General features: G+C 67.9%; 28 protein-coding genes and 1 pseudogene. 11 read left to right on the forward strand and 18 right to left on the reverse strand.

Features of this window, described 5'->3' with window-relative positions; genetic code table 11:
• Positions 1-265 precede the first annotated feature (265 nt).
• Positions 266-1,162, forward strand: coding sequence for a tRNA glutamyl-Q(34) synthetase GluQRS (gene gluQRS / locus ACVWZ8_RS09095; RefSeq protein WP_456504443.1), 897 nt, complete (start codon positions 266-268; stop codon positions 1,160-1,162).
• A 22-nt stretch (positions 1,163-1,184) separates the two neighbouring features.
• Positions 1,185-1,817: an HD domain-containing protein gene (locus ACVWZ8_RS09100; RefSeq protein ID WP_456504444.1), complete on the forward strand. Its 633-nt coding sequence runs from the start codon at positions 1,185-1,187 to the stop codon at positions 1,815-1,817.
• On the opposite strand, the gene ACVWZ8_RS09105 is transcribed toward ACVWZ8_RS09100, so the two are convergent.
• From ACVWZ8_RS09105 to ACVWZ8_RS09135, 7 genes are all read right to left on the reverse strand, one after another.
• Complete coding sequence (locus tag ACVWZ8_RS09105; protein WP_456504445.1) at positions 1,793-2,458, reverse strand: transmembrane-type terpene cyclase; 666 nt, start codon at positions 2,456-2,458, stop codon at positions 1,793-1,795. The genes ACVWZ8_RS09100 and ACVWZ8_RS09105 overlap by 25 nt on opposite strands.
• Positions 2,459-2,467: 9 nt before the next feature.
• The gene (locus ACVWZ8_RS09110; RefSeq protein ID WP_456504446.1) at positions 2,468-3,784 is read right to left on the reverse strand and encodes an ATP-binding protein; all 1,317 of its coding nucleotides are present in this window, start codon (positions 3,782-3,784) and stop codon (positions 2,468-2,470) included.
• A 124-nt stretch (positions 3,785-3,908) separates the two neighbouring features.
• Complete coding sequence (locus ACVWZ8_RS09115; RefSeq protein ID WP_426979632.1) at positions 3,909-4,538, reverse strand: DedA family protein; 630 nt, start codon at positions 4,536-4,538, stop codon at positions 3,909-3,911.
• Positions 4,539-4,725: 187 nt separating this feature from the next.
• Positions 4,726-6,273: an amino acid permease gene (locus ACVWZ8_RS09120; RefSeq protein WP_426979631.1), complete on the reverse strand. Its 1,548-nt coding sequence runs from the start codon at positions 6,271-6,273 to the stop codon at positions 4,726-4,728.
• A gap of 13 nt (positions 6,274-6,286) precedes the next feature.
• Positions 6,287-7,702 (reverse strand): aspartate ammonia-lyase, encoded by a 1,416-nt coding sequence (locus ACVWZ8_RS09125; RefSeq protein ID WP_456504447.1) that lies wholly within the window; start codon positions 7,700-7,702, stop codon positions 6,287-6,289.
• Positions 7,703-7,710: 8 nt separating this feature from the next.
• A complete protein-coding gene (locus ACVWZ8_RS09130) occupies positions 7,711-8,793 on the reverse strand; it encodes an asparaginase (RefSeq protein ID WP_426979629.1) in 1,083 nt (360 codons plus the stop codon).
• Between the two features lie 33 nt (positions 8,794-8,826).
• Positions 8,827-9,570 (reverse strand): FadR/GntR family transcriptional regulator, encoded by a 744-nt coding sequence (locus ACVWZ8_RS09135; protein WP_426979628.1) that lies wholly within the window; start codon positions 9,568-9,570, stop codon positions 8,827-8,829.
• Positions 9,571-9,775: 205 nt separating this feature from the next.
• Between ACVWZ8_RS09135 and ACVWZ8_RS09140 the strand changes: the two genes are divergently transcribed.
• Complete coding sequence (locus ACVWZ8_RS09140) at positions 9,776-10,123, forward strand: type II toxin-antitoxin system Y4mF family antitoxin (RefSeq protein WP_456504448.1); 348 nt, start codon at positions 9,776-9,778, stop codon at positions 10,121-10,123.
• Positions 10,120-11,361: a type II toxin-antitoxin system HipA family toxin gene (locus ACVWZ8_RS09145; protein WP_456504449.1), complete on the forward strand. Its 1,242-nt coding sequence runs from the start codon at positions 10,120-10,122 to the stop codon at positions 11,359-11,361. Before ACVWZ8_RS09140 ends, ACVWZ8_RS09145 begins: the two co-directional genes overlap by 4 nt.
• A gap of 48 nt (positions 11,362-11,409) precedes the next feature.
• Here the strand turns inward: ACVWZ8_RS09145 and ACVWZ8_RS09150 are convergent, their stop codons facing one another.
• The 3 genes from ACVWZ8_RS09150 to ACVWZ8_RS09160 form a co-directional block, all read right to left on the reverse strand.
• Entirely contained in the window at positions 11,410-12,027 is a 618-nt protein-coding gene (locus ACVWZ8_RS09150; RefSeq protein WP_426979626.1) for a uracil-DNA glycosylase family protein, read from the reverse strand.
• Between the two features lie 335 nt (positions 12,028-12,362).
• A complete protein-coding gene (locus ACVWZ8_RS09155; RefSeq protein WP_426979625.1) occupies positions 12,363-12,635 on the reverse strand; it encodes a Txe/YoeB family addiction module toxin in 273 nt (90 codons plus the stop codon).
• The gene (locus tag ACVWZ8_RS09160; RefSeq protein ID WP_426979624.1) at positions 12,632-12,883 is read right to left on the reverse strand and encodes a type II toxin-antitoxin system Phd/YefM family antitoxin; all 252 of its coding nucleotides are present in this window, start codon (positions 12,881-12,883) and stop codon (positions 12,632-12,634) included. The genes ACVWZ8_RS09155 and ACVWZ8_RS09160 overlap by 4 nt, the downstream gene beginning before the upstream one ends.
• A gap of 74 nt (positions 12,884-12,957) precedes the next feature.
• Here ACVWZ8_RS09160 and ACVWZ8_RS09165 point away from each other — a divergent pair, with 74 nt between their 5' ends.
• Positions 12,958-13,398, forward strand: coding sequence for a fibronectin type III-like domain-contianing protein (locus tag ACVWZ8_RS09165; RefSeq protein ID WP_426979623.1), 441 nt, complete (start codon positions 12,958-12,960; stop codon positions 13,396-13,398).
• A gap of 28 nt (positions 13,399-13,426) precedes the next feature.
• Here the strand turns inward: ACVWZ8_RS09165 and ACVWZ8_RS09170 are convergent, their stop codons facing one another.
• On the reverse strand, positions 13,427-14,767 hold the full coding sequence (locus tag ACVWZ8_RS09170) for an HNH endonuclease (RefSeq protein WP_456505925.1): 1,341 nt from the start codon (positions 14,765-14,767) through the stop codon (positions 13,427-13,429).
• A gap of 162 nt (positions 14,768-14,929) precedes the next feature.
• On the opposite strand from ACVWZ8_RS09170, the gene ACVWZ8_RS09175 reads away from it, so the two are divergent.
• The gene (locus ACVWZ8_RS09175; RefSeq protein ID WP_456504450.1) at positions 14,930-15,439 is read left to right on the forward strand and encodes a hypothetical protein; all 510 of its coding nucleotides are present in this window, start codon (positions 14,930-14,932) and stop codon (positions 15,437-15,439) included.
• Between the two features lie 20 nt (positions 15,440-15,459).
• Here ACVWZ8_RS09175 and ACVWZ8_RS09180 read toward each other — a convergent pair whose 3' ends face one another.
• A complete protein-coding gene (locus ACVWZ8_RS09180; RefSeq protein ID WP_456504451.1) occupies positions 15,460-16,971 on the reverse strand; it encodes an amidohydrolase family protein in 1,512 nt (503 codons plus the stop codon).
• Positions 16,972-17,294: 323 nt separating this feature from the next.
• On the opposite strand from ACVWZ8_RS09180, the gene ACVWZ8_RS09185 reads away from it, so the two are divergent.
• From ACVWZ8_RS09185 to ACVWZ8_RS09200, 4 genes are all read left to right on the forward strand, one after another.
• Entirely contained in the window at positions 17,295-17,624 is a 330-nt protein-coding gene (locus tag ACVWZ8_RS09185) for a hypothetical protein (protein ID WP_456504452.1), read from the forward strand.
• Positions 17,621-18,067, forward strand: a complete 447-nt coding sequence (locus tag ACVWZ8_RS09190; protein WP_456504453.1) for a flavodoxin family protein — start codon at positions 17,621-17,623, stop codon at positions 18,065-18,067. The genes ACVWZ8_RS09185 and ACVWZ8_RS09190 overlap by 4 nt, the downstream gene beginning before the upstream one ends.
• Before the next feature lie 58 nt (positions 18,068-18,125).
• A complete protein-coding gene (locus ACVWZ8_RS09195) occupies positions 18,126-19,790 on the forward strand; it encodes a DUF4389 domain-containing protein (protein ID WP_456504454.1) in 1,665 nt (554 codons plus the stop codon).
• Positions 19,791-19,871: 81 nt separating this feature from the next.
• On the forward strand, positions 19,872-20,651 hold the full coding sequence (locus ACVWZ8_RS09200) for an SDR family NAD(P)-dependent oxidoreductase (RefSeq protein ID WP_426979618.1): 780 nt from the start codon (positions 19,872-19,874) through the stop codon (positions 20,649-20,651).
• A 31-nt stretch (positions 20,652-20,682) separates the two neighbouring features.
• Here ACVWZ8_RS09200 and ACVWZ8_RS09205 read toward each other — a convergent pair.
• The 5 genes and pseudogenes from ACVWZ8_RS09205 to ACVWZ8_RS09225 form a co-directional block, all read right to left on the reverse strand.
• Positions 20,683-20,811, reverse strand: a pseudogene (locus ACVWZ8_RS09205) (DUF1003 domain-containing protein); the annotation flags it as partial.
• 7 nt (positions 20,812-20,818) lie between these two features.
• Positions 20,819-21,952: a sulfite oxidase gene (locus ACVWZ8_RS09210; protein WP_426979617.1), complete on the reverse strand. Its 1,134-nt coding sequence runs from the start codon at positions 21,950-21,952 to the stop codon at positions 20,819-20,821.
• 145 nt (positions 21,953-22,097) lie between these two features.
• A complete protein-coding gene (locus tag ACVWZ8_RS09215) occupies positions 22,098-22,952 on the reverse strand; it encodes an SDR family oxidoreductase (protein WP_426979616.1) in 855 nt (284 codons plus the stop codon).
• A 3-nt stretch (positions 22,953-22,955) separates the two neighbouring features.
• Entirely contained in the window at positions 22,956-23,960 is a 1,005-nt protein-coding gene (locus tag ACVWZ8_RS09220; protein WP_456504455.1) for an aldo/keto reductase family protein, read from the reverse strand.
• A 40-nt stretch (positions 23,961-24,000) separates the two neighbouring features.
• The gene (locus ACVWZ8_RS09225; RefSeq protein ID WP_456504456.1) at positions 24,001-24,666 is read right to left on the reverse strand and encodes a hypothetical protein; all 666 of its coding nucleotides are present in this window, start codon (positions 24,664-24,666) and stop codon (positions 24,001-24,003) included.
• Positions 24,667-24,896: 230 nt separating this feature from the next.
• Here ACVWZ8_RS09225 and ACVWZ8_RS09230 point away from each other — a divergent pair, with 230 nt between their 5' ends.
• Positions 24,897-25,337, forward strand: coding sequence for a YchJ family protein (locus tag ACVWZ8_RS09230; RefSeq protein ID WP_456504457.1), 441 nt, complete (start codon positions 24,897-24,899; stop codon positions 25,335-25,337).
• A gap of 46 nt (positions 25,338-25,383) precedes the next feature.
• Here the strand turns inward: ACVWZ8_RS09230 and ACVWZ8_RS09235 are convergent, their stop codons facing one another.
• Entirely contained in the window at positions 25,384-26,274 is an 891-nt protein-coding gene (locus tag ACVWZ8_RS09235) for a hypothetical protein (RefSeq protein ID WP_456504458.1), read from the reverse strand.
• Positions 26,275-26,407 lie beyond the last annotated feature (133 nt).

Here is a 26,407-nt window from a genome sequence, read left to right on the forward strand (position 1 = left end):
AGGCTACGGGCACCCCGGCACACCACCCGGACCCTGGATGAGGCTTCCCGCAAGGAACCCGCCGCTGATTGACTCTTGTTCACACCATCGTCACTCCGCACAAATCTACGCATTCGCAGTGCCACGGCCCGGAGCAACGCCCCGGGCCCAGCACGGCAAGAGCCCCTGAGTCACCGACGTCGGTTTTCCCGAAGTCATCGGTAGCTGAGGGGCTCTTGTGTTGCTGTGGGGGGGCTCTTGTGGCTGCTGCGCCTAGGCTGGTGCCATGACGTCTGCCGGCCGCTTCGCCCCCAGCCCCTCCGGCGAGCTGCATGTGGGCAACCTCCGGACGGCCATCCTGGCGTGGCTCTTCGCCCGCTCCACCGGCCGGCGGTTCCTGATGCGCGTGGAGGACCTGGACCGCGCCCGGGCCGGCGCCGAGGCGGAGCAGCTCCGCGATCTGGCGGCCATCGGCGTGAGCTGGGACGGCGGCGTCGTCCGCCAGACGGACCGTGGCGCCCACTATGCGGAGGCGATCGCCCGGCTCAGCGCGGGGGGCCTGACGTATGAGTGCTTCTGCACGCGACGCGAGATCCAGGAGGCCCCGTCGGCGCCGCATGCCCCGCAGGGCGCGTATCCGGGCACCTGCCGGAACCTGACCGCCGCCGAGCGCGAGGAGAAACGGTCTGCCCGGCCCGCCGCGGTCCGGCTCCGTTCCGCCGTCACTGAAGCGACGGTGCAGGACGTGCTGCACGGCAGCTACACCGGCGTCGTGGATGACTTCGTGCTCCGGCGCAATGACGGCGTCACCGCGTACAACCTGGCCGTGGTGGTGGACGATGCCGCGCAGGGCATCGACCAGGTGGTCCGCGGCGATGACCTGCTGCCGTCCACACCCCGGCAGGCCTACCTCGTGTCGCTGCTGAATATGCCCGTTCCGGAATATGCCCATGTGCCGCTGGTCTTGAACGCCGGTGGCGCCCGGCTGGCCAAGCGCGACGGCGCCGTCACACTCGCGGACCTCGCCCTCACCGGCGTGGCGGTGGACCGGGTGCGGGACGTCCTGCTGGCTTCCCTCGGGCTGCCGCCCGGTCCGCTGGGGCGGGCGCTCGCCGTCTTCGACCCTGCTGCGCTGCCGCGGGAGCCATGGGTGTGGCCGGGGCTGGACACACGCGCCGGCTAGGCTGGACCCGTAGTCTGGGAGCATGTCTGAACTTGAATTCACGGAAGCACGCCCCCCTGAACCGCAGTCCGCTCAACCGAAATTCACCGTGGAGACGGCGAAAATCCTTGCCGAAGTGGCGCACAACCGCCAGAAGGACAAGCTCAAGCGGCCCTACCGCGAGCACGTGCTGGCCGTCGGGGATGCGCTGGCGGATTTCGACGACGACATCCGGATCGCCGGTTACCTGCACGACATCGCCGAGGACACCCCGATGACCCGGCAGGCGCTGCTGGACATGGGCGTCTCCGAGCGGGCCGCGGACATCATCGAGCGCGTCACGATGCGCCTGCACGAAAACCCGGACGACTACCAGGCCGGCATCCGGTACATCGCCGAGGACCACGACGCCACGCTGGTCAAAATCGCGGACAACGCCCACAACTCACTGCCGGAACGGGTCAAGGCCCTGGCCGAGAAGTGGCCGGAGAAGCCGCCGGTCACCCGGTACGACGAAGCCCGCCCGGTGCTTTACGCCGCAGTCCCGGTCGAGGAAACCCGGAAGATCCTGGCCCGGGTCAACCCGTGGCTGCTCGAGGAACTGGACGACAGGCTCGACGAGGCGGACGACACGGACTACGAGAACCTCTCCTATGACGACGCCCCGGAGGCGTAGTCTGTCGGGGCCACCGTAACGGGCCGTGCCGGCGGGCCGGACCGTGCCCGCCACAGGAGGCCGATGTAGGCCAGATCGAAGATGCCGCAGAGGATTCCGACGCCCAGGATCAGCGGCGAGTTGCCGTACCAGCCGAAGACGATGGTCGGCGCAAGAGTGCCGATCCACTTGGCCACGGCGATCAGCAGGGTCTGGCCCCGGGAGCCCCCGCGGGCAACAAACATGGCGATGAACAGCCCGGACATCAGCAGGTTCTGCAGGAAGGCCGCGTAGCGGGCAGCGTCCTCCCAGCCGAACTCGACGACAAACAGCAGCTGCACGGCGAAGGACGCGAGGCCCAGCAGGAGCGCCCAGCCGATGAACAGCCTCCGCGTGACCCAGGCCGGCAGCTCGGAGCGGCCGAATTTCAGGAAGGTGTACACGATCACGACGTCGGCCAGTCCCCACGCGATGTTGAAGACCCCTTGGGCGGTAATCCCGGTCGCGACGGAGCGTGTGGCGTGGATGGCCTCCCAGGCGAAGTTCAGCCCGAGCGCGGCGGCCGGGATCGCGTAGCTCTTGTCCCTGAATCCGATCCGGATGGCATCGACGTAGACCACCGTCCAGGCCAGGCCGCTCACAATCGTCAGAAACAGGATCACGGTTTCCGGCTACACCCGGCCCAGGTCGTCGATGTCCTCGAGGAACTGCTGGTGGACTTCCTCGCTGACCGTGGTACGGGTGTCCCCGATGGCATCGAGGTAGTCCTGGGTGGACGGGCCCTTCCGGACGGCCTCGCGGACTGAGGCGTTGCCCCCGGATGCCGCGCCGCCGTCGTCGTACACCGCTTTTTCCAGCGCCCGCTGGGAGGCGCTGCGGGCCGCGTACTCGATGTCCGCGGGGGAGAAGCCCTCGGTGCGGTCCACCAGAAGCTCGACGTCGACGTCGTCCACCACGGTGGCGGGGATAAAGCGCTGCCACATGGCCTCGCGGGCCTGGCGGTCCGGCAGGCCGATCGGAATGACGTAGTCGAAGCGGCCATGGCGCAGGAACGCGGAGTCGAGGGCCCGGATGAAGTTGGTGGCGCAGACCAGCAGTCGGCCGGGCTGTTCGCGGAATGCCGGGATGATCTTGAGCAGCTCGTTGGTGACGCCCTGCAGCGGCGACGGCGGTTCACCGGAACGCTGGGAGGCGATCTCCTCCACCTCATCGATGAACACGACGGCGTGCTCCAGTTCGGCGATCTCCAGGAACGTCTCGCGCAGCGCACCGGCCAGCCCCTTGGGGTCGGAGGCCAGCCGGGAGGGGAAGACCTCCACGAACGGCCACTCCAGCCGGGAGGCAATCGCCTTCGCGAACGTCGTCTTGCCGGTGCCGGGCGGGCCGAAGAGGACGACGGCGCGCGGCGGCACCACGCCGTATTCGTCGGCGAGGTCGGCCTCGGCGAGCGGCAGGACCAGCCGGCGTTCCAGCAGTTCCTTCTCGTTCCGCATGCCCGCCACGTTTTCCCAGAGGTCGCGGGCCAGGATCCGGCCGCCGAGCTGGCTCAGCGGCTCGAGTTCCTGGCGCTGGACCGGGATTTTCCGCTCGAAGTAGCGCAGGTTCTTCTTCAGGACGAAACCGCGGCTCAGGAACGCCTCCACCCGGGTTTCGGATTCCGGCATCAGCGCGGAGAGCTTGTTCAGCCCGTGCGGGGCCATCCGGTTCTCGACGGCGGCAAGCAGCGAGGTGCCGATCCCGCGGCCGCGGGATTCCGGGAGGGTGGCCAGGAAGACGATCCAGCCCTGGTCGTGCGCGGCCCGTCCGACGGCGGCGCCCACCAGCTGATCGCCCTGCACCGCGACGACGGCGTGGTCCTTTTCGCAGGAGGCGAGCACCTCGGAAAGCGCGTAGACCGGCTCGACGTTGCTGGCCTTGAGGGACTCCCACAGATGCAGGATCCCGTCAAGATCGGCCGAATGGAAATCCCTGATCCGCCAGTTGGTCATGTGGTGTCTCCCGGGTGGTTCGTCGCTGAGCCAAGTTGAGCCTGTCCGCTGAGCATATGCGAACCGGGAGCACGACAGGTTGCGGTGGGGTTGCATGACGCGGGACGTTGGTGCGCGGCCTCGGCTAAGAATCAGCCCCTTCTGTGGACTGCCGTTCCCGTCGGGCGGCGCGCACGCGCCAGATGATCACGGCCACGACGGCGAGAACAGCCACCACGGCTGCGATGTCCCGCCCGGCAGTCTTGGCGACGGCCTCGTAGGAATGGCCGGACAGGAATCCGAGAAGGACAAATCCGGCGCCCCAGACGGCCCCTCCCGCGGCATTGAAGGCCAGAAACCGCGGATAGTGCATCCGTGAGATGCCGGCCAGGCCGGGCATGACGGCGCGGAAGACGGCAACGAAGCGGCCCAGGAACACGGCGGGACCGCCGCGGCGGCGCAGGAATTCCTGGGCGTTCGTGACTCTGGCACGGTGCCGGTCCAGGATCTTCAGGTCCGGCAACCGCGGTCCGAAGTGCCTGCCGATCTCATAACCCACCGTGTCACCAAGCACCGCTGCGAGAATGACCAGGAGCATCATGAGCCACAGTTCGACCTCTCCCCGGCTGGCGATCACACCGCCGAGCACCGCTGCAATCTCGCCGGGAATAACGAAGCCGACAAACAGGGCGTCCTCGGCGAAAACCAGGCACGCCACCAGAGTGTATGCCACGGCCGGGCTGACGTTCAGGATGCCGTCGATGAACGCGCCCATCGGAATACTTCCTTTGCAAGGTGCCGGTAGGGATGCTGCGCCCGCTTTTGCTGATTCGCGTCCAGTACCCACCATTGTGCCAACAGGATGTGCGCCTGGAAACGCCCGACGGCGGCACCGCCTGGTTCCATGCGATCAGAACCGGAGGTGCCGCCGTCGGGCACTACGGAATGCTGTGCCGGGGAGGCTACTCGTCCCCGGCGCCGCGGACGGGCCGGTTGGCCACCAACGGGTAGGGGCCGGTGAAGCCGTCGCGGACCGCGGCGAGTTCCATAACGCGGTCCCGGCAGAGGCGCCAGCCGAGCATCAGCAGCGGGATGATGACCGCCAGCGAGGCGATGGTCCACGTGCCCACGGGAGAGTCGAAGGCCATCAGGACCAGCACCGCCAGCAGGAAGGCCAGCGTTATCCAGCCGGTGACGGGCGCCCCTGGCATCCGGAAAGCAGGACGCAGCAGTTCGCCGCGTTTGGCCAGCTTTGCGAGCTGCATCTGGCACAGTACGATCATTCCCCACGTGCTGATGATGCCCAGGGACGCGACGTTCAGCACGATCTCGAACGCTTCAGCCGGAACAAGCGCGTTCAGCACCACGCCGAGGACGGCCACTGCCGCGGTGAGGGCGATGCCGCCGTAGGGCACGCCGGCCTTGTTCATGCGGGCGGCGAACTTGGGGGCCGAGCCGGTGACCGACATGGAGCGCATGATGCGGCCGGTGGAGTAGAGGCCGGCGTTGAGGGAGGACAGCGCCGCCGTGAGGACCACCAGGTTCATGATGGCGTCCACACCCTCCACCCCGATGGAGCCGAAGAACGTGACGAACGGGCTTTCGCCTGCTTTGTAGGACGTGTACGGGAGCAGGAGCGAGAGCAGTACCAAGGAACCGACATAAAACACCGCGATTCGGACAATGACCGTGTTGATGGCCTTGGGCATGATCTTTTCCGGGTTTTCGGTTTCGCCGGCGGCCGTGCCGATCAGTTCGATCGAGGCGTAGGCGAACACCACGCCCTGCATGACCACGATCGCGGGCAGGAGGCCGTTGGGGAACATGCCGCCGTTGTCCGCGATCAGGCTGAAGCCCACCTGCTGGCCGTCCACGGGAGTACCGAAGACGACGAAGTAGATGCCGACCAGCAGGAAGGTCACCAGGGCAACCACCTTGATGAGCGCGAACCAGAACTCGAGTTCGCCGAACACCTTCACGGAGATCAGGTTCAGGCCGAGCACCAGGACCAGGGCGGCCAGCGCCCAGGTCCACTGCGGCACATCCGCGATGGGAGCCCAGTATTTCTTGAAGAAGTTCATGTAAAGCGCGACGGCGGTGATGTCCACGATCGCGGTCATGGCCCAGTTCAGCCAGTACAGCCAGCCGGTGACGAAGGCCGCCTTCTCGCCGAAGAATTCGCGGGCGTAGGAGACGAACGAACCCGATGAGGGCCGGTGCATCACCAGTTCGCCGAGGGCGCGGAGGATCATGAACGCGAAGAAGCCGCATACAGCGTAACTGATGACCAGGGCGGGGCCGGCCGTGGCCAGCCGGCCGCCGGCACCCATGAAGAGCCCGGTGCCGATGGCACCGCCGATGGCGATCATCTGGACCTGGCGGGGTTTGAGGCCCTTGTGGTAGCCCTCATCCTCGACGTGGAGGGTGGCTTCGGAGGCGTGGGCATGCACCGGAACGGTGTGGTCGGTAATGGCCGGCGTCTGTGTGGCGGCCGCTTGTGGCTGGGTCATGGGAGTCCTTTGTCTATTTGCTCAGGTTGGCGAGGCGCTGCGGGCTGAGGAGGTCTTCGAGCTGCTCGGCCGTGAGGAGGCCGTGTTCGAGCACCAGCTCTGCAACGCCCTTGCCGGTGGCGAGGGCTTCCTGGGCGATGGCGGTTGCGGTGGCGTAGCCAAGGTGGGGGTTCAGCGCTGTGACCAGGCCGATTGACTGTTCCACCGTGAGCCGGAGGCGTTCCGTGTTGGCGGTGATGCCCCGGACGCAACGTACCGTCAGGGTGCGGCAGGCTGCTTCCAGGTGGGAGATGCTCTTGTGAAGGCTGTGGACGATGATCGGTTCGAAGGCGTTGAGCTGGAGCTGCCCGGCTTCGGCGGCCATGGTGATGGTGACGTCGTTGCCGATGACCTCGTAGGCCACCTGGCTGACCACCTCCGGGATCACCGGGTTGATCTTGCCGGGCATGATGGAGGAGCCGGACTGCACGGCGGGCAGGTTGATTTCGCCGAAGCCGGCCCGCGGGCCGGAGGAGAGCAGCCGGAGGTCGTTGCAGATCTTGGACAGCTTCACGGCCACGCGCTTGAGCACACCGGAGAGGTGCACGAACGCGCCCACGTCCTGGGTGGCCTCGATGAGGTCCACGGCCGTGACCAGGGGCAGGCCGGTGATCTCGGCCAGGTGCCGGCAGGCCGCCTCGGCGTAGCCGGCGGGGGCGTTCAGCCCGGTGCCGATCGCCGTGGCGCCGAGGTTGATCTCGTGGATCAGCAGGTCCGCCTCGGCCAGCCGCAGCCGGTCCTCGCCGATGGTCACGGCGTAGCTGCCGAATTCCTGGCCCAGGGTCATGGGGACGGCGTCCTGCAGCTGGGTGCGCCCCATCTTCACGACGGTGCGGAACTCCACGGCCTTGGCGGCGAAGGCCTCTTCGAGTTCGGTGAGGGCCTCCAGCAGTTCCCGGGCGGCGAAAATGGTGCCCAGCTTCACGGCCGTCGGGTAGACGTCGTTGGTGGACTGGCTGAGGTTGACGTGGTCGTTTGGGTGCAGGCGGGCGTAGTCGCCCTTGGGGCGGCCCAGGACTTCCAGCGCCCGGTTCGCGATGACCTCGTTCGCGTTCATGTTCGACGACGTCCCGGCGCCGCCCTGGATGACGTCAACCACGAACTGCTCGCTGAGCTTGCCGTTCAGGATGTCCTGGCAGGCGCGCTCGATTGCGTCGGCGCGTTCGGCGTCAAGGAGCCCGAGCTCGCGGTTGGTGCGGGCGGCTGCCAGCTTCACGGCTGCCAGTCCCCGGACCAGGTACAAGTTGGTGGACAGCGGCTGGCCGGTGATGGGGAAGTTTTCCACGGCGCGGAGCGTGTGGACACCCCAGTAGGCGCCGGCGGGGACGTCGCGGTCGCCCAGGAGGTCGTGTTCGGAGCGGAAGGCGGAGCTGGCAGCGGCGGCAGTCATGGGTGTCCTCAAAGAGCTTCGTCGGCGTCGGTTTGGGTCGCAGTGTCAGGGGAGGCTGGGAAGAGGAAATCGGTGGCCGTTAGCTCGCCCACCGGGCGGCCTCCGCCCAGGGCGGTGCCGGTGGCGATGCCCTCCAGCGGCGCGGTGTCGACGCCGAGCGCCTCCAGGACGCGGACGGTGACGGGCATGCGGGCGCGGTCTCCGCCGTCGGAAATCTTCACAGCGACGCCGCGGCCGTCCGGAAGACCCACCAGCTGGACGCCTTCGAAGCCGTCCTTGGCAAGGATTCCGGGCGCCAGCCGCATCAGCTCAGTGACGTCGCGGCCCTCACCGGCCACCATTTCCGGGTGCCGGCGCATGGCGTGCGCGACGGCGGCTTCCGGGCTTTCGGTGGGGGCAGCGTGGTTGTGCACTTCCGCCGAGGCCAGCCGGCCGAACGCCCGGGCCATCCCGCGGAGGGTCAGGGCAAAGAGCGGCGTGCCGCAACCGTCGGTGCTGGTGCGGGAAGGGACTTCGCCGGTGAGGTCACTGACGGTGCCGGCCACGAGCTTCTGCAGGGGGTGCCCGGGATCCTGGTACCCCTGCACGGGCCAGCCGTTGATGACGCACGTGGCGGCCATGGAGGCGTGCTTTCCGGAGCAGTTCTGGGCCAGCTGCGTGGGCACGCCGCCGCGGCGGAGCCATTCTTCGCGCTCGCTGACGCCGTAGGGGAGGTCGGTGCTGTTTTCGAGGTCTGCCGCCGTGAGGCCGTGGATCTCCAGGATCCGGGCGGCGCCGCCGCGGTGCATGGCCGCGCCGGAATGGCTGGCGGCGGTGAGGGCCAGGAGGTCGGCGGGCAGGTCCAGTCCGGCCCGGACCATGGCCACGGCCTGCAGCGGCTTGAGCGCGGAGCGCGGGTAGAAGGGCACCAAGGGATCGCCCGCGGAGAACAGGGTGCGGGTGCCGGTGGCTTCCGCGGCGGTGGCGATCAGCGAGCCGTAGTGGATGCTTTCAGCGAGCCCGTCGCGGATCTGGGCGGCCAGGGGAACGTGCCGCGGGAGGCTGTTGAGCTCCAGGGCGGCGGCGTTTTCGGCTAAGGCAGGGAAGGGCATGGAGTCCTTGAGATGTTGACTGGGTGCTGGCGGTTACTGGGTGAGGATGGAATCGAGGGCCACGCCTACGGCGTGGAGGTGTTCGCTCATGGCGGCGCGGGCCTCGGCGGCGTTGCCGGCTTCGATGGCCTGCAGGATGCGCTGGTGTTCATGGTCCGATGCGAACTGACGGTCGGCCACCATGTTGAGGGTTTCTGACTGATGGGCCAGAGCTTCGCGGATATCGGCCACCACATTTTCGAAGACCTTGTTGCCGCTGGCCCGGGCGATGGCTGCGTGGAAGCTGGAGTCGAGGCTGACCCATGCTTCGGGATCGTCTTCCGCAGACATGGCAGCCACAATGGCCCGGAGGGTCTCCAGTTCCTCGGGCGTGCGGCGCTGCGCGGCGAGTCCGGCGGCGGGTACCTCGATGTGCGGGCGGGCTTCCGTGAGGTCCCGTGCGGAGTAGTGGCCCAGGACGAGGTCCTTGGCCACCTGGTGGGCCACGACGAACGTTCCCTTGCCCGTCATGGTGACGGTCAGGCCCAGGGCGTTGCAGGAGCGCAATGCCTCGCGGACTACCGAGCGGCTCACACCGTAGCGCTGGGCGAGGGCGGTCTCGGAACTGAGCTTGGCGCCCACCTCCACCTTTCCGGATTCGATGTCCGCGCGGAGGGCGTTAAAGACTGCTTCGGCAGCGCTCAGGCGGGCCAGCGGCTGGCCGGGCGCGCCGGTCCCCTGATGGGGCGGGGAGGTGGTAGCAGGCTGTCCTGCTGTCCGGCTGTCTGACAGGTTCACGCTAAAAATATGGCATGGATCACAGGGCGGTGTCAACGTAGGACGGCCGGCCGCGGGACTTGGTACGGCAACCTCCGGCACGTTCGTACCGGAATGAGCCTTATACAGGAGCGGTTCGCGGGACTAGACTTGAATTTCAGTGAAAACGGCACGATCGTACCTCATGTCGTCGCTGGCAGGCGCAGCATCGCCGGAGGGAGGCGCCTTGGCTGAATTGTTCTCCAACCAGCTTGCCGCGGCAGTCCGCGCACGCCGGGCGACGCTTCGTTTAGGCCAGCGCGATCTGGCCGAGCTTGCCGGGGTGTCCGAACGGTTCGTCCGGTTCGTCGAGCAGGGCAAGCGCAGCGTCCAGCTGGACTCGCTGCTGGCACTCCTGGGCACGCTCGGGCTCGAACTGCAGCTGGCCACCCGGACCAGCTCCGCCGCCCGGGCACTCGCCGGCGGGTCTCCGGCAGGTGGACCAAAGGAAGGCACGCTGCCCCCCTACAAGACGCCCGCCATTGAGACGCCCGCCGTCGAACCTGCCGAAGGGCCCGGGGAGCCCCGGCCATGAGGCACCGCGTCGCGGACGTCTACAAGGCCGGGGTGCTGGCTGCCAGGCTGGAGCGGCACGGCGGCGGAACCAGGTTCAGCTATCTCCCGGCGTACCTGGCGTCGGGCGGCCCCGCCGTCGCTAGTTCCCTGCCGCTGTCCGCAGAACCGGTGCTCTCCGCCGCGGGGGCCGCGCCGCCGTATTTCACCGGGCTGCTGCCGGAGGGCAGGAGGCTGAACGCGCTGCGCTGGTCCGTGAAGACCAGTGTGGATGACGAGCTCTCGCTGCTGATCGCGGCCGACGCGAACCCGGTGGGTGACGTGCAGATCGTGGGCCACGGGGAGAAACTGGACCCGGCTGAGCAAGCGGTGCAGCTTGATCCGAAGACGCCGGGGGATTTCGACGCGCTGCTGGGGGACTCGGGCCTGATCGATCCGGTGGCGCTCGCCGGGGTGCAGGACAAGCTCTCCGCCGGGGTGATCTCCGTGCCGGTGGCGCGGGCGGGCCGGCGGTTCATTCTTAAGCTCAACGCGCCCGAGTTCCCGCACGTGGTGGAGAACGAGTTCGTGATGTTCCGCTACGCGGCCAGGCTGCGGATCCCGCTGAGCCGGGTGCAGCTGATCCGCGACGTCGCGGGCCGGGCGGGGCTGCTGGTGGAGCGCTTCGACCGGATCCCCCTCTCTGAAGTGGAAGGGTGGGGTGCGGCGCATGATGCGGTGCGGCGGCTCGCGGTCGAGGACGGGGCGCAGGTGCTGGGGCTGTACCCGGCGGACAAGTACAACGTGGGGTACGGGACGGTGGCCCGGGGGCTCGCCGACTACTGTGCGGCGCCGCTTCCGGCACTGCGGAACCTGGCCATCCAGGCGGCGTTCGCGTGGCTGAGCGGGAACGGGGACCTGCATGCCAAGAACGTGTCCATGGTGCAGCAGCCCTCGGGGGAGTGGTCCATCGCCCCGGTGTATGACATCCCCTCCACGATGGTCTACGGGGACAAGACGCTCGCCCTGACGCTGGACGGCAAGCGGACCGGGATCTCGCGCCGGCATTTCCTGGCCTGGGCCACGGGGCTGGGGCTGATCGAACGGGCGGCGGTGCAGCTGCTGGAGCTCGCACTGAAGGCGTCCGGGCCGCTGCTGGCGGACCTGGAGGCGGGCACCGCGTTCGCGTCAACCAACGACGACGGCTCGCCGTTTCCGGAGATGGTCACCCGGGCCTGGATCAAGGAGCTCAAGCACCGGCGCAGGCTGCTCGAGGGGTGAGGCTGACGGCGGCGGTGACTGCCGGCGTCGGGCGTCTGCCCGGCGGCCTTAGAGGTGCTGGATGCCTGCCCGCTGCATGGCGTCCTTGTAGACCTCGACGTTCTTCGCCAGGAGCTCGTCCTGCTTGGCGGCCGAGACGGCGAAGGCGCGGCCGCCGAGGGCCGTGGCCTTGTAGATCTTGACGCCGCGGTTCTTCAGTGACGAGTGGTAGGTCTTCTCGAAGAGCGTCAGGAAGGCGTGGGCGTCGGCGCCGTGGGCGATGACGGCCGAGACGCGCTTGTTGATCTTGAGGAACTGGCGGAAGGGCCGCAGGCCGTCCGTCTTCTCCTGGACGTTCAGGGCGGAGGGGAGCTCGGGGTCGCGGACCCAGGGGTAGGCGTTCCACGGCATCACGTAGCGGGGGTCGAGCTCGACGGCGTCGTAGATGGAGGTGGCGCGGCGGGCAGCCTCGTCGTCGTTGAAGTGGGAGACGAAGCCCGACTCGGTGCCCTTGCCCGGGGCGATGTGGAGGCTGACGATCCGGCACTCGTCCTCGTCATGGACGGGATCGATGTAGGGGACGACCGACCCCGGCTTCTTTTCCATCAGTTCGTCGCAAAGCTGCGTTACGGCGGCGATGTTCGGTTCCTGCAGCAGGGCCTTTTTTTCGTCCCAGTCAATCGTCACGATTTCTCCCTCAGCGCTCGGCGTCCAGAATCAGGCGTCTTGTTCCACTCTACGCTTTTGGGCGCGAGGGCGTTTTTTGAGGGGCGGTTTGGGTCGCAGGATGGGCGCTGACGGCGCCGATCCGCGACGCCGGCCCAAGAGGCAGACAACCACTGGTCATGGCCGATCGCCGGGCGTACGCTTAAAGCGCCTGCAGGTAGCCATCTGATTTAGTTGGGTCGTTCAGGACATGTAAGTGTCCGAGCCATCTCCATAGCGAGATCGCGAAGGCACCTGCAGGCCTTTCGTTTAAGGCGCACCCGGCTACGAGTCCACCCTAGCCACGAGTCGGCGACTCAGTTTCCGTAGTGGTAGCGGCAGGCCGCAATCAAGATTTCGACGCCGCCGGGCGTCTCGGCGAACTTGTAGACCAGCCGGTGCTCGTCGGTGATGCGGCGGGACCAGTAGCCGTGGAATCCGTGTTTGAGCGGCTCAGGTTTTCCGATTCCTTCATTGCCGTTGCGCGCAATGTCTTTGATGAGTGCGTTGATCCGTTTAAGGATTTTGCGGTCCTGGGATTGCCACCAAAGGTAGTCTTCCCACGACGTCTCGGACCAGACAAGCCTCATTCAGCTAGATCCCGCACCACACCACGGCCGGATTCCAGCTCTTCTATCGAGCCCAAGATGCGTCGGGCGTTGGCCGGGTTGCGGAGCAGGTAGGCCGTCTCCCGCAGCGATTCGTAGTCGGACCGGGACACCATGACGACGTCCTCTTTTCCCGGGCGGGTAATAACGACCTCCTCGCGGTCGTCGGTGACCGCGTCGAGGGTCTCCTTGTAATGCGCGCGTGACTGGGAGTACGTGAGTGTTTTCATGGAGTCCTCCTTGCGTACAACTTATTGTACGCCTGTGGCAGCTGCGGGTTCCGCTCATCCCGGACGACGTCCCGATGAGCGAGGGATCCGACGTCGGCTACCGCTGGTTCGCGAAGACCGGGCAGGAACCCCTGTTCCCCTTCCGCCACGGGCTCAGCTACACCCGGTTCGACTATGCGGACCTGACAGTGCAGGACCGGGGCGGGGTGCGTGCCGAGTTCACCGTCACCAATGCGGGGCCGCGACGCGGGGCCGATGTGCCCCAGCTCTACCTCCTCGAGGATCCTGCGGGGACCCGGATGCGGCTGCTCGGCTTCGAGCGCGTGGACCTCGAACCCGGCGAATCACGGACCGTCTCGCTTAACGTCGATCCGCGGCCGCCGGCATCCTACGACACCGGCCGCGGGCAGTGGCATAACACCGGTGGCAGCTACCGCCTGGCGCTCGGGCACTCGGCCGGTGACTACACCCTGGAGGCTGACGCGTCACTGGCCGAGTCGTGGTTCGGGCGGTAGCCGGCCGGCCGGCGAATTCAGCAGGGTCTCAGGCCGCGGCCGCTGCCCTTGCCGCTGCTCGAGGTCTGGCGTGCTTGAGCACCTTGGCGAGGTGCCGGAGTTCGCGCCGGTGCTGGAACGCTGCTGTTTCGGGAGACGGAGGTCCCGGTAACGGCGGGGCTGTGGACTGGTAGCTGTGCCCGGTCGGCGTCGTTAGTTGGAGCGTGTGCCGTGGCCCCGGCCGGGGGTGCGCGCTCCAGCCGGGCGCTTCCTTAGTGTGGTTGCAGGCTTCACAGAGCCCGGCGCCGTTGAGGTGGGTGGTCGTGCCGCCGCTGCGCCAGGGGAGGATGTGGTCCAGATGCCTGATCGGGGCGTCGCAATACGGCGTACGGCAGGTGTGGTCCCGGGCCTGGACAAAGCGGCGCAGCCCGGGCGGGAAGAGCCGTGCCCGGGATTCCATCCCGACGAGGTCTCCGGTGCCCGGGGCGGTGTAGAGCCGCCGGAGCCAAACGTTCATGGGCTGGTTCTGGTCTTGGTCCTGGTTCTGATCCGCGACGAGGATCTCCCGGGCCCACCCGGCGGGGACGATGCCGTAACCCGGAAGCCGGGCGGGTTCGCTGTCTCCCTGGAACAGTGTGCGGTCGGTCATAACGAGCTGGATCTCGATGCCTCTGATTCCACGTGCCTTCCCCGTGATGCGTTCAACCAGCGCATCGGCCATGAGCTGGCCTCGCGAGCGGGGGTCTCCGTCGGAACGGAAAGCGTCGGCGTGCCGGGTGAGCGCCGCATAGACGGACACGCCCTCGGCGACTGGGAGGAGAGCAGTCAGATAGCACATGGTGTCGGGCGCCGGGCGGAGACTGACATGGCGCTCGGCGGCGGCGTGGCTGGCGCGGTCCGCAACGGACCGCGGATCCAGTCGGTAGGCGGCGGACCGGGCCGCGAAAACAACCGCACGGTCGCCTGCTCCACTGAACGTCCCGGCGTCGGGCGCCAGCTCCTCGTCGACGGCGCAGCGGTCGGCCGCGGACAGGCAGGCGGTTTCCTTCACGAGCAGTGTGGCCCGCCATTCATTGAGCTGGCCGGTCTCCAGCCCGGCGAGGGTATGCGGCATCTCGGTGACGAGCGCCTTGGCCAGACCCAGGAGCCGGCTGCCCCTGGCTGGTGATTCCCGGCGGGCGAGGGCGATCTGCGCCGCGATGCCAGCGCCCAGCTGCTCGGCCGGCACGCCCGCGCGGGCCTGGTCACGGCGCTGCCGCACATCAAAGGCGACGGCGATCCGGGCCTGCAGCGCGGCCGCAGCGGACTTCAAATCCTCGAGTTTACGGAGCTGGTCAATCATCCCGGCACCGTCCGCGGCCGGCCGTGCGTCAGCCAGGTTACGGATCATCTCCGTAACCGCCGCACCAACCGCTGCTTTCGAAGCCACTTTGGGCCCCTGCTCGCCGTCCACACTTAAAGTGTCTCCGGGACCACCGACATTAAAGCGGCCACCGAACCTGCGTATCCGTAAGCTTCTAGGAAACGCCCCGCGCCCCGATCCAAGGAACCCATGCCGATCAACAGACAGTCACTGAAACGGGACGGGTTCACCGGCTTCAGGACGCTGGCGGACCTCGAAATCAACCGGATCCCGCAGAAGCCCGGGATCTTCGCGGTGCTGCGGCCCGAAGGTTATGAGCCGCGGTTCCTGGCCAAGAGCACGGCGGGGACCTTCAAGAAGAAGGACCCGTCCCTGCAGGTAACGGCGCTCGCTGCCGAATGGGTCGACAACGCCGACGTCCTCTACGTCGGGAAGGCCGGCCCCGGCAGTAAGGGCAACCGCGGGCTCCGCCGGCAGATCCAGGAGTTCGTCGACTTCGGCAAGGGCAAGCCGCCGGGGCACTGGGACGGCCGGCTGATCTGGCAGCTCGCCAGTGCAGGATCGCTGATCATCGCGTGGAAGGAACTTCCCGCAGCGGAGCTCAACCCGGCCGAGGCCGGGTACCACGCCGATTTCCGGGAGGAGTTCGGCCGCCCCCCGTTCGCGAACCTGGTCCAGGCCCGCGTCAAGGGGAACTAACCGCCAAAGGGCCGCTAGAGCTAGATACCGCTGCCGTGCGTGAACCGCCCCGCCACGAGCGTCGCGGCCACCGGCATCGCCGCGAACACCGCATCGGACACCTCCAGCGGGTCGCCGTCGAGCACCGCGAGATCAGCCGGGTCACCAAGCATGATTCTTCCCCGCCCGCGGGTTGAGGCGGTCAGGGCTTCCGGCCGGGTGAGGGCCTGCTCGGGATGCCAGGGCCCGCGCCCGTCCTGGCGCGCCCGCGTGGTGGCCGCGGACATGGCAAGCCAGGGCTCCAGCGGCGCCACCGGGGCATCGGAACCGAGCGCCAGCGTGGCGCCGGCAGCCAGCAGGGACCGCAGCGGGAAGACCCTGTCGGTGCGGCCTGCCCAGTTCGAATCGGCGGCGTCACGGTCATCCAGGGCGTGGGCGGGCTGGACGCTCGCGGTCAGGCCCAGCTCGCCGAAGCGGACGAAGTCCTGGCTGCGGACAAACTGGGCATGCTCAATCCTTCCGCGGACCCCGGCGGCAGCGAACGCGTTCAGGGCCACCTCGTTGGCGCCGATCGCGTGGACCGCCGGAACAAAGCCGGACTCCCGGGCGCGGACCAGCAAGTCCAGCAGCTCCGCCTCACTCACCGTGAGCAGGCCGCGGCCGCCGTGCGGATACGGGTCCACGCAGTACGCCGTACGGGTGTTCAGCGAGCCGTCGATCAGCACCTTGAGCGGGCCCACCCGCAGCAGTCCCGCCCCGCCGTCGAGCACCTGCCCGGTGCGTAGGCCTTCTGCAACGGCGCGGTCCAGGTCCTGCGGGTAGATGCCGGCGTCCACCCGGAAGGAGCCGAAGCCGCCCGCCACCCGCCGCAGCCACACATCCGGGTTCCACGTCATCTCGAAATCGACGATCCCCACGATGCCGCGCGCGGCCGCTGCCTGCGCGGATTCCCGGACCCAGGCATCCACCACTGTGTCGGGCAGTCGGCCCAGCTCGCGGGTCAGTTCAAAGGCCGGCCCCTCGCGGAGCAGCCCGGACTCGTCCACCGGCACGTTAAAGCGTTTAGCCGCCGCGCTGTTGAGCCAGACGCAGTGCAGATCGTGGCTGAGCAGGGCGGTCGGCCGGCCGCGGGTGACGCCGTCGAGCAGGTCCAGGCTGGGAACATCGCCCCAGACGGCGTCCCGGAAGCCGACGCCCACCACGGCCAGGCCGCCGCCGGCGTCGCTGTTGCCTTCTGTAGGGCCGTGGTCCGCGACATACGACCGGACGACGTCGGCCGCCTCGCGGGCCGAGGCGGCGCCGGACAGGTCAATCCGGTTGGTGGCGAGGGCCCACTGGGTCATGTGGACATGCTCATCCCAGAGCCCCGGGATGACGTACCGTCCGTCCAGGTCCAGCACGCGGGATCCGGGGACACGGGGCAGCTCCCCGGCCGGAGCGATCCTCGAAACCAAACCTTCCAGCACGTGGACATCGCGCAGCGCCGATTCGCCGGGGAACCGCACGGCGGCAAGAACGAGGTCGGTCACGGCATCGGCAGGCGTCTCAGGCATAGGAAACAGGCTAGGCGCCGGAACGCCCAGCACCAATCCGGACTCGCCGCAGCGCCCCGACCGCACGCCGCCGGACAAGGGACTTTCGCCCCTTACCCGGGTCGCAAGCACACCGCATGCTGGATTTGGGGCGGTTCCTGCACGGCCATTGGGGATGAACCGCCTTTTGTAACGCAGTACCGGTCTCGCTGGAACCTTGGGGAAGGAAATGGCGCTTCGCACTTTCCCGCGTCGGCAGGAAATAGCAGGAGACCACGGCCATGAATGTACAAAGAAAACCACTCGAGATCCAAGACCGCTCTCATCTGCGCACTGGCGGGCTAATGGACGCCCACGCCAGGACTCCCCGGCTGAAAGTGACAGTCCGGATCGACGACAACTTGGAGACGTCCCGGATCGAGGTCCATGGTGTCGTGTCGGCCGCCAACATCCGGGCCCTGTATGTCGTCTGCCGCCGGGTCAGCACCAAATTGCCCGACCACGAAATCGTGATCGATCTTGCCCACGCACGGGTGACAGCCGACGCCATCGAGGAACTCCGTGAACGCGCACGGCTGTCCCTGCTGTCCTCCGGAATCGATGCCTCAGTGACGCCCTGCCGCCTGCGGATCGTGGACCCCCCAAGCATCATCAGAACCAACGAGATCGCATGAAAGCCCATGTTGTCTACGATTCCGCCTACGGGAACACGAAGTCGGTAGCCGAGGCGATCACGGACGCACTCGACGGGCTGCAGGCCACGGCAGTCCCGGTGGGGGATTTCAATCCCGGCGTGCTCGCCGCGGGGGACCTCCTGGTGGTCGGCAGTCCCATTAACGGTTGGCGTCCGACGCCGAAAATCACCGAGCTGCTCTCGGCCCTCGGGAACGGCCCGCTCAAGGGGGTCAAAGCGGCCGCGTTCGACACCCGCGTGCGGATGTTCATCCACGGGGATGCCGCGAAGAAGATGACCCATGCCCTCCGCTCGGGCGGCGCCGAGATCGTTTCCGAACCCATGCCTTTCTATGTCAAGGGCACCGAGGGACCCCTGCGCAGCGGCGAGATTGGGAAGGCCACGGCCTGGGCGCGGGCCCTCCTGACGTCTGCGGGTGGGTGAGACAGCGTCCAGGCTGAACCGGGAGTCCTGAAAAGGAACTTGTGAAAGGACGGCGGTCATGCGACCAGGCCGGATTGTCATGCTCGTGCTGGGCACGCTCAGCGCACTCCTGGGCCTGGGGCTGCTGGCCGGTGCCGGCGCCGCGGGGTGGGCCAACTACCAGCAGCGCGACAACGGGTTCTTCAGTACGCCCTCGGAACGTTACGCTGCCGATTCGTACGCCCTCACTTCTCCACGCCTCGACGTCATGACGGACGGCCGCTTCCCCGAGGCGGGTCCTGTAAACGTGCCGGGCAGCATCATGATCCGGGGCTCCGCGGCCGATGCGGCTAAGGCGATCTTCATCGGGATCGCCCCGCAGGCCGATGTGGCGGCCTATCTGGCCGACGTAAAGCACACCGAGTTCATCGAGGTCAGATTCTCCCCCTTCCGCGCGCAGTACCGCGACGTTCCCGGCGCCAAGACCCCGCCGCGGCCGGCCGATCAAAGTTTCTGGACAGCATCGGCCACCGGGCTGGGGGCCCAAGAGCTCCAATGGAACCTGCGGTCCGGGAACTGGGCCGTCGTCATCATGAATGCAGACGCCAGCACACCGGTGGCCGTTGACCTTCGCGCCGGCGCCCGCTCCGACCTGCTCTGGCCGATCTTCCTCGGTCTGCTGATCGGCGGGATTGTGCTCCTCGCCGTCGGCGTGCCGCTGATCGTGGCCGGCGCAGCGGGACTGGGACGCGCCGGACCGCCGCCGTCCGGCCCGGGCCATCCCCGGCAGCCCTACGGGGCGCAGGGCCATGGGCAACAGCAGGCGTACCGGACCCAGGGATATCGGGCGCAGGGTTCCGGGATGCCGCCACCCGCGGGGCAACCCTATCCAGCCCAGCCCTATCCGGCGGGTGCCCCGGCCGGCGCCGGCCCGGTGGTGTATCCGGCACGACTCAACGCCTACCTGGACCCCAATCTGTCCCGCTGGCTGTGGCTGGTGAAATGGTTCCTGGCCATCCCGCATTTCATCCTCCTGTTCTTCCTCTGGTTCGCCTTCATCGTGGTCACCATCGCGGCGTGGTTCGCCATCCTCTTCACCGGCCGCTATCCGCGCTCGCTGTTCAACTTCAGCGTCGGCGTCATCCGCTGGAACTGGCGGGTGTCCTACTACGCCTACGGCGCGCTGGGCACGGACCGCTACCCGCCGTTCACCCTCGCCCGCACGGACTACCCGGCGGACTTCGACGTCGACTATCCCGAGGGGCTGTCCCGGGGCCTGGTGCTGGTGAAGTCCTGGCTGCTGGCCATTCCGCATCTGCTCATCATCGGCGTGCTGACGGGAACGGCACGGACGTGGGTGGTGCGCGACGGCGACTCGGTGCAGCAGGGTGTTGGTATTTCGCTCCTTGGGCTGCTGGTGTTCATCGCCGGCGTCATCCTGCTCTTCACGGGGCAATACTCGCGCGGCCTGTTTGACCTACTGCTGGGACTGAACCGCTGGATCTACCGTGTGGTCACCTACGCGGCCCTGATGCGGGACGAATACCCGCCGTTCCAGCTGGACATGGGTCCAGTGGATCCGGCGGATGCCCAGGCGCTTCCCTACGCCGGGCCTCCCGCCGGGCCAGCGGCGTCCGCCGGCCCGGAGGACCATGAGGGAACGGGCGGTCACGTGGAACCGGACGGCTCGCCTGAACCCGAACCTGGGCCTGAACCCGGGCCCGGAACCCCGCCCCGGCCCTAGCGTCTCCTGCCCCTTGCCACCGCGCCCCGGCGAGAACATAGTTGAGGGAATTTACCACTCCGCAGCAGGAGGCAGGCGACCATGCAGAACGTCCAGGTGCCGGGAAACGGTTTGCTGCTGGGCAAGACCGCCCTGATCTATGGTGCGGGCGGCGCCATCGGAGGGGCCGTGGCCCGGGCCTTCGCGGCAGAGGGCGCCTTTGTTCACCTCGCCGGGCGCACCGAACCGCCGCTGGAAAAAGTCGCCCGGGACATCCACCAGGACGGTGGCAAGGCGGAGACCGCCGTCGTCGACGCCCTCAACGAAGAGCAGGTCGACGCGTTTGTCGCCCGGGTGGCCAAGAAGAGCAGGCGGATCGATATCTCCTTCAACGTCATCTCTTTTGGCGACATCCAGGAGCCGCTGATGGAGATTGACGTGGACGACTTCACCCAGCCGGTGACCCTGGCCACGCGCACGCATTTCCTCACCACCCGTGCCGCGGCCGCGCACATGATCAAGCAGGGCTCCGGCGTCGTGCTGATGTTCGGCGGCTCCGGGCCGCAGACCCTGCCCGGACTGGGGGGCTTCAAGGTGGCCCTGGACGCGATGGAGGGCCTGCGCCGGCAATGGGCCCTTGAGCTGGGAAGGCACGGCATCCGGGTGGTCACGATGGTCTCCGGCGGCATTATCGAGACGATTCCCTGGCAGGCCGAGGGGCGTGAGGAGATCGTGGCGGAGATCGCCAAGGCCGCCCACCTGAACCGCACCGCCACCCTGGCCGACGTCGGGAGCGTGGCGTGCTTCGTCGCCTCGGACAAAGCCGGGGCCATCACCGACGCCACGGTCAATATCTCCGCCGGCGCGATCGTGGACTACTAGCGCGGCTTGTCACCGCCCGGGGCCTCCCGGCCTTGGACTGCAGGTCCGTGTCGTAGTCGTGCTGCGCCATCGCGGCGGCAATCGCATCCTGGCGCTTGGCGGCGATGAGCAGGATGGCACCCTGCAGCCCGGCGAGCATGGAAAGGAAGAGGTTCAGCAGGGAACAGCTACTCGACGCTCACCTGGATCCGCTGCACCGCGTTGTTGCCCATCCCCTGGTAGTCCCACACCTGCTCCAGCGGCTGCGTCGCACCGCTGGCATCCGTGGCGCGGCAGGACAGCTCGTGTTCGCCCGCGTCAGCCACCCACGGCATCGACCAGGCGCACCAAGCGAAGGGAGCGGCGGGGTGCTCCAGCTGGGCCGGTGCCCACTTGCCGTCGATCCCCACCTCGACGCGCTGCACGGCGCCCTGCCCGGACCAGGCCCGGCCGGTCAGCATTACCGGTCCGGCGGGCAGGATCCGGCTCCGCGTGAAGAAGTCCGGTACCCCCGGCGGGACCATCAGCGAGCGGACCTTGATCCACGTGACCGGGGTACCGGCGTCGTCCGCGTCCTGCTGGTAACGGTACGCGACCTGCTGCTGGAACCCGTCGAAAGGCTTGGTCACCACCTTGATCGAGGTCAGCCACTTGACGCTCGCCATGCCGTACCAGCCCGGGACCACCAGCCGGAGCGGGTACCCGTGCTGCGGCGGCAGCGCGGTGCCGTTCATCCCGTAGGCCAGTACGACGTCGGGCCGGAGGGCCTCGGCGATCGGCAGGCTGCGGGCGAACTGCTGGCGGACGCCGCCCTGGAATCCGGTGTCCGCGCCGGTGAACACGACCTCCACGGCGTCGTCCTCCACGCCCGCCTGGGTCAGCAGGTAGGCCAGCGGGACGCCGGTCCAGGTGGCGGTGCCGACCGCCTCCAGCACCCAGGGCTGGCTGAGCGGACGGGGCCGCAGCAGGGAGCGCCCGTTGCCGGCGCATTCCAGGGTCACCGGGACAGTGATGCTCGGTGCCCGGCGGAGCGCCCTGAGGCTCAGTTCGAACGCCCGCTGTACGGCGCCGCCGATCCGCAGGTGCCAGTGGTCCGCGTCGATGAACGGGATGTCGAAGTGGTTCAGCAGGTAGTGCAGCCCGGCCGGTGTGGTGTCATTCCGCAGCGCCTCGAGTGGCATCGAATGGTTCCGCACGGCGAGTTGGAGCTCCTCAGCCGTCAGCGGCCCGTGGCTCGGTTCGCCGGGATGCGGCGTGAGCTTCTGGGCCTGGCGGCGAGGGGTCTTCAGGATGGAGGAGTGTCTGGACATCTGCTTCGGCATGGCGTGCTGCGATTCTGCTCCGGACCAGCCCGGTTTTGGCCGGTGTCATCTGCCTTAAGGTCTACGCCGGAGCCCGGATGCCGTCAATACTGGGCCAGCCGGCGCGCCGCGGGGCGGGCCGCCGCGGGCCGCCGCCGTGGCGTGCCTAGAGCGTGTGTGACTCGGCCAGGAACTGGGCCAGGCCCAGCGGTTCGCGGCCGGTGAGTTCGTGCACCGCCGACGTCGGGCCGGCGAGCTCACCCGCGGCGATCGCGGTGTAGGTGCTCACCCAGGCGTCCACCTGCCACGGCGGCGCGCCGTAGGGCGCCCGTGAGGCGTAGGCCTCCACGAGCGTTTCGTTCTGGAAGGTGATGGTGCGGCCGGTTCCTGCGGTCAGGACTTCAGCGGCCGTAGCCAGCGAGATGTCCTCAGGCCCGGTGAGGTCGTAGGTCCTGCCCACATGCAGGGCCGGGTCCCGGAGCACGGTAACGGCGGAACGGGCGATGTCGGCACGCGCGACGGCGGCCATCACGCCGTCCCCGGCGGGTCCGCGGATGACGCCGTCTTCCCCGGCCAGCAGCGGCAGGAAGTCGAGATAGAAATTGTCCCGCAGGAAGGTGTAGTCCATTCCGGAGGCCTTGATCCGCTCCTCCGTGGCGTAGTGGTCCCGGCCCAGGGTGAAGATTGAGTCGGGCGCCGCCCCGAAGAACGAGGTGTAGACGATATGCTGCACGCCGGCGGCGGCCGCCGCGTCTACAAACGTGTGGTGCTGCTGCAGCCGGTCCTCGGCTTCGGCTGCGGAGACCATGAAGAGCGTCTTCACCCCTTCGAGGGCCGCCTTTGCGAGCATCGAATCCGCGTAGGTGAAGACCACCGGAACGGCGCCCTCCAGCTCCGGTGCCCGGCCGGCGTCGCGCACCAGCAGCCGCTGCGGGCTGCCGGCGTCGGCCAGCTCGTGGGCCACCAGCCCGCCCAGGTACCCGGTGGAACCGGTGACGGCGAGTTCAGGAGCAGATGCCATGGCCTAGGCCTCCCGCGAGGCGGGCGACTTGGTCTGCGCGGGGTCGCGCTCCGCCAATGAGCCGATGGCGGCGTCGATCTTATCCATGATGACCGGATCCAGCTTCACACCGGCGGCCGCCACGTTCTTCTCGATCTGCTCCGGCCGGGAGGCGCCCATGATCGCGGACGCCACGTTCTTGTTCTGCAGCACCCAGGCGATGCTCAGCTGGGCCATGGTGAGCCCGGCCTGCTCGGCAATCGGCTTGAGCTGCTGCACGCCGCTGAGGACCTCGTCGGACATCCAGCGCTCGATCATCTTGGAGCCGCCCTTGGCATCCGTGGCGCGGCTACCCTCCGGCGCCGGCTTGCCCGGGTGGTACTTCCCGCTCAGCACGCCCTGCGCCATCGGAGACCAGACGATCTGGGAGACGCCCAGTTCCTCGGAGGCGGGGATCACATCGGCCTCAATGACCCGCCAGAGCATCGAATACTGCGGCTGGTTGGAAATCAGTTGGAATCCGAGGTCCTTGGCCAGGGCGTGGCCGTCCCGGATCTGGCTGGCCGTCCACTCGCTGACGCCGATGTAGAGCGCCTTGCCCTGCCGCACGATGTCCGCGAAGGCCTGCATGGTCTCTTCGAGCGGGGTCTCGTAGTCGTAGCGGTGGGCCTGGTACAGGTCCACGTAGTCCGTCTGGAGCCTGGTCAGCGAGCCGTCGATGGACTCCATGATGTGCTTGCGGGACAGGCCAAGATCGTTGTGGCCTTTGGGGCCGGTGGGGCCGAATACCTTGGTGAAGATTTCCAGCGACTGCCGCCGCTCGTCCTTGAGGGCCTTGCCCAGCACGGTCTCCGCAGCCGTGTTCGCGTAAACGTCCGCTGTGTCAAAGGTGCTGATACCGGCGTCGAGCGCTGCCCGGACGCACTGGGTGGCGACGTCGTTCTCCACCTGGGAGCCGTGCGTGAGCCAGTTGCCGAAGGTGATTTCCGAAATCTTGAAGCCGCTGGCCCCGAGGTATCTGAATTCCATGGGTTTCACCGTATCGGACTTGCCAGCCCGGGGTAAGGGCTCAGCCGGCTTTGCGCTCCTGGGCCTGCGGGGCGCGCTTGTCTGTTCCTAGCGGTGGCCGCCCGCGCAAGGAAACGAGCGAGCCGGTGTCCAGCAGGGACTTCGCGACGGGCATCGGCGGCTTCTTGAAGGCCCGCGCGACGGAGTTGAGCTCGCCATTCCGGTCCGTGGCCGATTCCACGAGCGGAGCTACTTTCGTGATGTCCCGCGCCGGAGCCGTGGGACTGGGAAGGTCGCGGACGGAGACCTTGACGGCCGGGGCTACTGCGGCCTTGGACCTCGCGGCGGCGCGTGCATCCGCCCGCGCGACGGCGGCGGCCCACTCCGGCGACAACTGCGGGGCTTCCTTCCGGGCGGACCGGGCCGGCTTGGGAAGTTTGGAAGACTTCGCGAAAGACGTGGGCTGCCTGGCGCTCGCGGGACGTGCCGGGTTCGCGAGGCTGGCCGGGTTAGCGGGCAGTCCGGGCTGGGTGGCCTTGGTGCGCGCTCCGGCGGGCCTGGCCAGGACGCCTGCGATGGCCATGACGATGAAGACCGTCAGCCGCCCGACGCCGGCAAACACCAGCGTGGCGACGAATACGACGAAGAGGCCGAGGAACATGACGAACGCCACGCCGAGGGTCCCGAGGAAGGTCAGGTTTATGGCGATGGTTGTCGGATCTTCCACTTCACCTCTCCAATCTGGCCTGCAGCGTCGTCCCCGCCGTAAAGTTCGTGGCGGGCAACAGCACCTCCTAACCATACGGACTTTTTTCCCCGGACACGCAGGGATCACCGTTGTCCGCCAAGACGTTTCAAAGCTGTTACCGTCCGGGGCACGGACCGGCCCCGGAGACCTGCGTCTATAGTCGGAACAAGCCCCCGCCGGCGTCGTCCGGCCTGCCGGAAGGACACCCCGTGACGCGCCCTGCTTCCACCACTCCCGGGCCGGACGCCCACCGGCGCCGCAGCACCTTTGAAGGGAACTGCCCGTGCCTTTCGGGGGAGCAGTACAGCGATTGCTGCGGCCGTTTCCACCGCGGGGAGGCTGAGGCGCCGACGGCGGAACAGCTCATGCGCTCCCGCTACAGCGCCTTTGTGGTTCTGGACGCCGCGTACCTACTGCGGACCTGGCATCCCGATACCCGGCCGGCCGGGCTGGAACTGGATCCGGAGATGCGGTGGCGCCGCCTGGACATCGTCTCCACCAGCCGGGGAGGCCCGCTGGACAGCGAGGGGACCGTCGAGTTCAAGGCCCACTTCCGGCACGACGGCGAACGCGGCGTCCATCACGAAACGAGCCGTTTCCTGCGGGTGGATCGCCGCTGGTACTACCTGGACGCCCTCTGGGCAGCCTGACGCGACGGCGTCCGGCAGGATCCGGACGCTTCGCGATGCCGCCGGCCTAGCGGTCCTCGACAGTTTCCACCGGCGTGAAGCCGGCGCGGTCCACCTTGCGGTGGAAGCGCATTCCGGCAAGGCCGCCCAGCACGGCGCCGAGCAGGGCAACCGCAGCAATCACCACGGCGGCGATGATGCTCATGGTGCTGAGCTGGCCTTCGTTGACCGGGATCCGCGGGAAGCTGTTCAGATTGGCCAGGATATTGTATTTCTGGCCGGCTACGAGGCCCAGGATTGCCACCACGACTGCGGCGATGATGGCCCAGACCCACACCATGAAGCCCTGCTTAGCGCCATTGAAGCGCGCCATCCGCCCGGCCACGTACCCGCCGCAGTAGTAGGCCACGAACAGGATCACGAGCAGCACAATGACACCGATGAGTCCCACGGTCTCGTTGCCGCCGCTGACCGCTTCGTTGACACTGGTGTTCGTGGCGAGTCCGACGGCGGTTCCTGCCGCGGCGACCAGTGCTGTCAGCAGCACGGCGGTACCGGTAGCGGCAAGCCAGCCGAAGAACGCCGAGCCGATTTGGATGCCGCCAAACTGCTCCCTCTCACGGGCCACCACGGTCTCGCGGGTGGGTACCTCGTCGCGGATCGCGTCTGTTCGGGTGTCGTGGGTCTGGCCAGAGGGCATGGGCTTCTCGCCGTGGACGGGAGTGTCCATCCGGGATGTTGCCGCGCCGGACGCCGGGGCTGTGGGGAAGGCCCGGGTGTCGTCAGTCCGGCCGTTGCGGGTGGGCTCATCCCGGATGGGCTCGCTGCTGACGGCGTCCTTGCGTACTGCGTCGTGCCGGGCGGCCTCGCGTGCGTCGTGAATCCGGGCGTCTTGGGAGGGCGTCCCGTCCTCGCTGCGACGGGGAGATCGATTTTCGGGGCCTACTGTGCTGCTCATGAGGATTGCTCGCTTTCACTGACTGACCCGGATTCATGGTTTGAACCGGCGCCGCAAGGCGGAGACCGGGGTGGAGGTCTCATGTCCACCTAACCACGCTGAATAGCCGGTTAGCAAGGGTGCTTACTATTCA

The sequence above is a fragment of the Arthrobacter sp. UYCu723 genome (assembly GCF_054059215.1).

Excerpts from the sequence above, each read along its gene's own strand:
- gluQRS (WP_456504443.1), top strand. The coding sequence starts at position 266 with ATGACGTCTGCCGGCCGCTTCGCCCCCAGCCCCTCCGGCGAGCTGCAT.
- ACVWZ8_RS09100 (WP_456504444.1), top strand. The coding sequence starts at position 1,185 with ATGTCTGAACTTGAATTCACGGAAGCACGCCCCCCTGAACCGCAGTCC.
- ACVWZ8_RS09110 (WP_456504446.1), bottom strand. The coding sequence starts at position 3,784 with ATGACCAACTGGCGGATCAGGGATTTCCATTCGGCCGATCTTGACGGG.
- ACVWZ8_RS09115 (WP_426979632.1), bottom strand. The coding sequence starts at position 4,538 with ATGGGCGCGTTCATCGACGGCATCCTGAACGTCAGCCCGGCCGTGGCA.
- ACVWZ8_RS09120 (WP_426979631.1), bottom strand. The coding sequence starts at position 6,273 with ATGACCCAGCCACAAGCGGCCGCCACACAGACGCCGGCCATTACCGAC.
- ACVWZ8_RS09125 (WP_456504447.1), bottom strand. The coding sequence starts at position 7,702 with ATGACTGCCGCCGCTGCCAGCTCCGCCTTCCGCTCCGAACACGACCTC.
- ACVWZ8_RS09130 (WP_426979629.1), bottom strand. The coding sequence starts at position 8,793 with ATGCCCTTCCCTGCCTTAGCCGAAAACGCCGCCGCCCTGGAGCTCAAC.
- ACVWZ8_RS09145 (WP_456504449.1), top strand. The coding sequence starts at position 10,120 with ATGAGGCACCGCGTCGCGGACGTCTACAAGGCCGGGGTGCTGGCTGCC.
- ACVWZ8_RS09155 (WP_426979625.1), bottom strand. The coding sequence starts at position 12,635 with ATGAGGCTTGTCTGGTCCGAGACGTCGTGGGAAGACTACCTTTGGTGG.
- ACVWZ8_RS09160 (WP_426979624.1), bottom strand. The coding sequence starts at position 12,883 with ATGAAAACACTCACGTACTCCCAGTCACGCGCGCATTACAAGGAGACC.
- ACVWZ8_RS09165 (WP_426979623.1), top strand. The coding sequence starts at position 12,958 with ATGAGCGAGGGATCCGACGTCGGCTACCGCTGGTTCGCGAAGACCGGG.
- ACVWZ8_RS09170 (WP_456505925.1), bottom strand. The coding sequence starts at position 14,767 with ATGATCCGTAACCTGGCTGACGCACGGCCGGCCGCGGACGGTGCCGGG.
- ACVWZ8_RS09175 (WP_456504450.1), top strand. The coding sequence starts at position 14,930 with ATGCCGATCAACAGACAGTCACTGAAACGGGACGGGTTCACCGGCTTC.
- ACVWZ8_RS09180 (WP_456504451.1), bottom strand. The coding sequence starts at position 16,971 with ATGCCTGAGACGCCTGCCGATGCCGTGACCGACCTCGTTCTTGCCGCC.
- ACVWZ8_RS09185 (WP_456504452.1), top strand. The coding sequence starts at position 17,295 with ATGGACGCCCACGCCAGGACTCCCCGGCTGAAAGTGACAGTCCGGATC.
- ACVWZ8_RS09190 (WP_456504453.1), top strand. The coding sequence starts at position 17,621 with ATGAAAGCCCATGTTGTCTACGATTCCGCCTACGGGAACACGAAGTCG.
- ACVWZ8_RS09195 (WP_456504454.1), top strand. The coding sequence starts at position 18,126 with ATGCGACCAGGCCGGATTGTCATGCTCGTGCTGGGCACGCTCAGCGCA.
- ACVWZ8_RS09200 (WP_426979618.1), top strand. The coding sequence starts at position 19,872 with ATGCAGAACGTCCAGGTGCCGGGAAACGGTTTGCTGCTGGGCAAGACC.
- ACVWZ8_RS09210 (WP_426979617.1), bottom strand. The coding sequence starts at position 21,952 with ATGCCGAAGCAGATGTCCAGACACTCCTCCATCCTGAAGACCCCTCGC.
- ACVWZ8_RS09215 (WP_426979616.1), bottom strand. The coding sequence starts at position 22,952 with ATGGCATCTGCTCCTGAACTCGCCGTCACCGGTTCCACCGGGTACCTG.
- ACVWZ8_RS09220 (WP_456504455.1), bottom strand. The coding sequence starts at position 23,960 with ATGGAATTCAGATACCTCGGGGCCAGCGGCTTCAAGATTTCGGAAATC.
- ACVWZ8_RS09235 (WP_456504458.1), bottom strand. The coding sequence starts at position 26,274 with ATGAGCAGCACAGTAGGCCCCGAAAATCGATCTCCCCGTCGCAGCGAG.